Consider the following 3,930-nt stretch of genomic DNA (forward strand, 5'->3'; position numbering starts at 1 on the left):
GTTGAAGCGTGAGCCGATCCCGGTCAGCGAGATCGTCGTCGGCCTGCAATGCGGCGGCTCCGACGGCATGTCGGGTATCACGGCCAATCCGGCGCTGGGCGCGGCTGTCGACATCCTGGCCGGCGTTGGCGGTATCGGCATCCTCTCCGAGACCACGGAAATCTACGGCGCCGAGCATCTGCTTGCCTACCGCGCGGCAACGCCGGAGATCGCGCAGAAGCTCGACGGCTTCGTGAAGTGGTGGGAGGACCACGTCGCCAAGCATGGCGCCTCGATCGACAACAATCCCTCGCCCGGCAACAAGCGCGGCGGCCTCACCACCATCCTGGAGAAGTCCCTCGGTGCGGTCGCCAAGGGCGGCCAGACGCCGCTCAACGGCGTCTTCGGTTACGCCGAAAAAGTCACCGGCAGTGGCCTGGTGTTCATGGATACGCCTGGCTACGACCCGGTTTCGGCGACCGGCCAGGTGGCGGGCGGCGCCAACGTCATCGTCTTCACCACCGGCCGCGGCTCCTGCTTCGGCTGCCGTCCGACGCCGTCGATCAAGGTCGCCACCAACTCGACCATGTACCACCAGATGGAAGAGGACATGGACGTCAATTGCGGCGTCATCGCCTCGGGTGAAAAGACCATCGCCGGCATGGGCCGCGAGATCTTCGAACTGATCGTCGAAACGGCTTCCGGCCGCAAGACCAAGAGCGAGGACTTCGGCTACGGCGACAACGAGTTCGTGCCCTGGCATCTGGGCGCAACACTTTAGATTTTACTGATATAAAATAGACGGCGCGCCGGTCAGCGGCGGGCAACGGGGAGGTTTTGCATGGAAAAACGCCGTATCGGTCGGACAGCTCTGGAGGTCACCGAAGTCAGTTTCGGCGGCGCCGCACTTGGCGGCCTTTACCGCGCCTGTTCGCGCGAAGCGGCGATGGAGACGCTGCAGGGCGCCTGGGATGCCGACCTGCGCTATTTCGACACCGCACCCTTCTACGGTTTCGGACTGTCGGAGCGCCGCTTCGGCGACTTCCTGCGTTACAAGCCGCGCGATTCCTATGTGCTGTCGACCAAGGTCGGCCGGCTGTTTCGCCCGGTGCCGGACGATCAGGTTCCCGATCACTCCTATGTCGATCCGCTGCCCTTCGCGCTCGACTACGACTATTCCTATGACGGCATTATGCGGTCGGTCGAGTTCAGCTATGCGCGGCTTGGCCTAAACAGGATAGACATCCTGTTTGTCCACGACATCGGCGCCTACACCCATGGTATCGAGAAGACCAAGCTGCATTTTCGCGACCTGATGGATGGCGGCCTCAAGGCACTCGAAGAGCTGAAACGGACTGGCGTCATTTCTGCCTATGGGCTTGGCGTCAACGAGGTGCAGATCTGCCTGGACGTGATGCGCCGGGCGCCGCTCGACTGCATCCTGCTTGCCAGCCGCTATTCCCTGCTCGACCGCAGTGCCGAAGCGGAGTTGCTGCCGCTATGCCGGGCACAGCAGACCTCCTTGGTCATTGGCGGCGTGTTCAACTCCGGCATCCTGGCGACCGGCCCGGTGCAAGGCGCACATTTCGACTACCGCCCCGCCAGCCATGACGTGCTCGACCGCGTCGGCGCAATGGAAAGGATCGCCGCCGAGGGTGGCTATCCGCTCGCCGCCGCAGCGTTCCAATTCCCCTTGCATGAAGCTGCCGTCGCCACCGTACTGACCGGCACCGCCAAGCTGGCAAATCTGACGCGCAACCTCGAGCTGCTCGACATCGACGTACCGGAAACGGAATACGCCAAATATCGTCCCTACACGCTGGTGCAGGAGCTGGTGTGAAACTTCATGTTCCTTCGGCACATGGAGGAATGGATATTCCATATTGACGAATTGGTGGAATTAATATTCCATACGTTCCCAGAACGGAACGGAAGCGTGACGGCGCCAATGGGAGAACAGGGCGGGGGATCTGCCTCTGCCAGACCTCGCAACGACTGGTCAAACACCGCTTGCATCGATCTGTTCGATGCACTATCAAAACAGGGCAACTGTTTTTTATTGATAAAGTTCTGTTTGGGACCGCGCCTATCCGAACGGAGCTTCCGTATCGTTCACCGGGCGACTTAGGGAGGAAACCTCATGAAATTCGTGACCAGCATTCTCAACCGCCGCGCCGTCATGGCGCTGGCAGCAGCTTCAATGCTCGCCGGCGTCATGCATCCGGCGCCGGTTTCGGCGGCGGACGTCACCATTCCGATCATCGTCAAGGACACCACGTCCTTCTACTGGCAGATCGTTCTGGCCGGCGCCCGCAAGGCCGGCAAGGATCTCGGCGTCAACGTGCCGGAACTCGGCGCCCAGGCTGAAACCGACGTCAACGGCCAGGTCTCGATCCTCGAGAACGCCGTTGCCAGCAACCCGGCGGCCATCGTCATTGCGCCGACCGAGTTCAAGGCGCTCGGCAAGCCGATCGATGAAGCCGCTGCCAAGGTCAAGGTCATCGGCATCGACTCCGGTGCCGACTCCAAGGCCTTCACCTCGTTCCTGACCACCGACAACGTCCAGGGCGGCCGCGTCGCTGCCGACGGCCTCGCAGCTGCCATCGGCGCCGCCAACGGCGGCAAGATCGAGGGCGACGTTGCCCTGATCACCAACGCACCTGGCGCCGGCTCGCTCGAACAGCGCAAGCAGGGCTTCACCGAACAGCTGGCCGCCAAATATCCGGGCCTCAAGCTGGTTGCCGACAAATATGCCGACGGCCAGGCCACCACCGGCCTCAACATCGCCACCGACCTGATCACCGCCAACCCGAACCTCAAGGGCATCTTCGCTTCCAACCTGATCATGGCGCAGGGCGTCGGCCAGGCCGTCGCGGAAAACAACCTTGGCGGCAAGCTGGCGCTGGTCGGTTTCGACAGCGACGAGAAGCTGATCAAGTTCCTCAACGACGGCGTCATTTCCGCCCTCGTCGTCCAGGATCCGTACCGGATGGGCTATGACGGCATCAAGACCGCGCTCGCCGCCTCCAAGGGCGAGAAGGTCGAAGCCAATGTCGACACCGGCGCCAATCTGGTGACCAAGGACAACATGAAAGATCCCAAGATCGACGCGCTGCTCAATCCGAAGCTCTGAGCCGTCGCATCCGCAATCGTCTCCGGGGCACCTCGCCCCGGAGACACAAACTGCCGCACGAACGGCTTGGCAATCCGCACGCCTGAGCCAGGCTGTTTTCGAGGCATATCCCTGCCTCGCCGCGTGCCAATCGTGAGGCCAGCCTGGGAAGCCAATCCGGGAGGCCAATCTGGGAGGATTGTCATGATTTCGACGGCGCAGGAACTGCATCCCGCACCCGTTCTGGAACAGGGGCGGACTATCCTCGAATTGCGTGGCCTGGAGAAGCGCTATCCCGGCACCCACGCGCTGAAACCGGTCGATCTCGCCTTCAAGTCCGGTGAGATCCACGCCATCGTCGGCGAAAACGGCGCCGGCAAATCCACGCTCATCAAGCTTCTGACCGGCGTCATGCCGCGCACCTCCGGAGAGATTGTCTGGGAGGGCCAGGCGGCCGCCCTGGCGACGCCGCACGAGGCGATGGCGCTCGGCATCAATGCCGTGCACCAGGAAGTCGTGCTGTGCCGTCACCTGACGGTCGCCGCCAACATGTTCCTCGGCGAGGAGAATTCGCGCTTCGGCATCCTGCAGCAGCGCGCCATGGTCAGGCAGGCGCAGACGATCATCGACGACCTAGGCTTCGACCTGCCGGCGCATGTCACGCTCGGCGACCTGACCATCGGCCAGCAGCAGCTGATAGCCGCCGCCCGCGCCACCGTGCGCGGCACCAAATTCCTGATCTTCGACGAGCCGACCGCCTACCTCACCCGCAAGGAGGCCGACCAGCTCTTCACGCTGATCCGCCGTCTGAAGGGCGAAGGCGTGACGATCATCTACAT

Annotated in this window: 4 protein-coding genes; all 4 read left to right on the forward strand. The window is 62.8% G+C overall.

Features of this window, described 5'->3' with window-relative positions:
* The coding region (locus tag EN969_RS20345; RefSeq protein ID WP_164758375.1) for a UxaA family hydrolase at nt 1-760 on the forward strand (760 nt) is incomplete at its 5' end.
* A 60-nt stretch (nt 761-820) separates the two neighbouring features.
* Nucleotides 821-1,819 carry an aldo/keto reductase gene (locus tag EN969_RS20350; RefSeq protein WP_063169029.1) on the forward strand — a complete coding sequence of 333 codons (999 nt, stop codon included), beginning with the start codon at nt 821-823 and terminating at the stop codon, nt 1,817-1,819.
* Nucleotides 1,820-2,119: 300 nt separating this feature from the next.
* Nucleotides 2,120-3,112, forward strand: a complete 993-nt coding sequence (locus tag EN969_RS20355; protein ID WP_063169030.1) for an ABC transporter substrate-binding protein — start codon at nt 2,120-2,122, stop codon at nt 3,110-3,112.
* Between the two features lie 183 nt (nt 3,113-3,295).
* Nucleotides 3,296-3,930 (forward strand): ATP-binding cassette domain-containing protein (locus EN969_RS20360; RefSeq protein WP_164758376.1); only part of this gene is annotated, 635 nt, incomplete at its 3' end.

The sequence above is a fragment of the Mesorhizobium sp. M7A.F.Ca.CA.003.01.2.1 genome (assembly GCF_003998945.1).
In the GTDB taxonomy this organism is placed as follows: Bacteria; Pseudomonadota; Alphaproteobacteria; order Rhizobiales; family Rhizobiaceae; genus Mesorhizobium; species Mesorhizobium ciceri.